Here is a 1,879-nt window from a genome sequence, read left to right on the forward strand (position 1 = left end):
TTTGCCTATCCCCCAAGTAAACCAAATAGGAGATTATGACTGTACTTATGCTTGTGCTGAGAGTATAGATAAGTATTATGGTAATAGTAGAACTCAAAGTTATTTTACTTCTTCTAACCCAAGTTCCACAGGACAAGGACTAACTAATCGAGAAATAGGTAGGATGTATGCTAATGCTGGTTATCGAACAGGTTCAATCTCTATAGATAAAGCTAACCCTGTAAATACAATTAGAGAAATAGCAAACAATATGAGCCAAAGAACAGCCGTATCACTAACTTACGATACGGGAATAAAGGCAATAGGAATGGGAGGACAGAAGTTTATTTTTGCACATGCTACGGTAATTAATAGAGTGAGACTTTATGATAGCGGTCGATTTATTATTAATGTTATGAACCCATCGTCTAATAGTAGTACAAATTCTTTTAGAACTCTTAATAATATGTTTTTAATTTTCAGTATACGTTGATATGCAAATAAAAATTACCTTTATACTATCTTTTGTTATCAATATCCTCTCTTTCTCACAAGAGAGCAATCCTTTTCATTATGACAAAAATATATATAAGGATTCTGCCCTTATATATCTAAAAAAAAATAATATAATAGATATTAATAAAGAAGATATCCTCTCAATTCCAGTTTTAGACCTACAAGGGAAAAAATATAAGTGTGGAGATATGATAGAAAAACTTATTTCTCTAAAAAAAGCTCCTAATTTTCAAATGCTTATAATAAAAAACAAGAATGAATTTCAATTTTTCCAGATGTTTGACTCATATTATAAACTAATGAATAATATTTCTTCTATATATGACCCTCCTATTATATTTGATTCAGAAAACATTGAAAAGAAGTTGATGGATTATCAATGTAAAAATCCTAATAATTTTATTTTTATTATACAACATTTTCACGGTTATTGGGTAATGAAAGAAGGTAAAATATTTAAGATTATAAATAGTAAATGGGGAATTAAAGAAATTGATGGAGATATTTTTTGGTGTGAGAACTATGGAGAAGAACTTACTAATGATATTACTCTCAATGGAGGAATAAAAGTAGGTAAGAAATATTTAACCTGTCCAAATTGTAAAATTAGAAAGAAAAGATAATTGAAAAAATGTATCTTTGCACCGTGATTTAAGTACATTGAAATATTATAGACACTAACTAAGCAAGGCACTTTGATGCTTGGGGCAAGGTGCTAAGCATCACTGACGGCAACGGCAACAAGTTAGAAAATTTATTGTTAGATCGCGGCTATACAGGACACGAGCATTTAGCAAGTGTAGGGCTTATTCATATGAATGGTAGACTTTACGACCCTGTGCTACACCGCTTCTTACAACCCGATAACTTTGTACAAGACCCTTTTAACACCCAAAACTTTAATAGATATGGATATTGTTTGAATAACCCATTACTTTATACTGACCCTACAGGAGAATGGTTTGTAATAGATGATGCTATTGCGATGTTAGTAGGAGGGGTTGCAAACCTAACTATAAATGCTATACAAGGAAATGTAACTTCTTTTTGGAGTGGTCTTGGTTACTTTGCGGTAGGAGTAGGAGCTGGAGCTGCTAGTTTATATGGAGGACCATTGGCGGCTGGAGCTGTATTAGGTTTAGGAAATAATATTACCTCACAAGTTTCGCAGAATGGATGGAGTAATATCAGTTTAACAAGTGCTATAATAGACACAGGAATAGGAATGGGAAGTGCTTATTTAGGAGGGCAAATATCATCAAAATTTTCAGGAGTATTTTCAAAAGTTTTTAACTCTATCTCAAGTCCAATTCTTAAAAATGTATTGATAAGTAGTACTAGTAATGCAGCTTCTGGTTTTCTTCTTTCAGCAGGAATTTCTTTT

3 protein-coding genes are annotated in these 1,879 nt (G+C 32.0%); all 3 read left to right on the forward strand.

Annotation, left to right across the window (positions count from 1 at the left end):
- The coding region (locus JMN12_RS14910) for a hypothetical protein (RefSeq protein ID WP_203140047.1) at positions 1-472 on the forward strand (472 nt) is incomplete at its 5' end.
- Position 473: 1 nt separating this feature from the next.
- A complete protein-coding gene (locus JMN12_RS14915) occupies positions 474-1,118 on the forward strand; it encodes a hypothetical protein (RefSeq protein ID WP_203140049.1) in 645 nt (214 codons plus the stop codon).
- A gap of 89 nt (positions 1,119-1,207) precedes the next feature.
- Positions 1,208-1,879: RHS repeat-associated core domain-containing protein (locus JMN12_RS14920; protein ID WP_203140050.1), on the forward strand; the 672-nt coding region annotated here is incomplete at its 3' end.

The organism is Capnocytophaga genosp. AHN8471, from assembly GCF_016806945.1.
GTDB lineage: Bacteria > Bacteroidota > Bacteroidia > Flavobacteriales > Flavobacteriaceae > Capnocytophaga > Capnocytophaga periodontitidis.

What these genes read in the sequence shown, in the direction of transcription:
- JMN12_RS14915 (WP_203140049.1), top strand. Translation starts at nt 474, where the DNA reads ATGCAAATAAAAATTACCTTTATACTATCTTTTGTTATCAATATCCTC.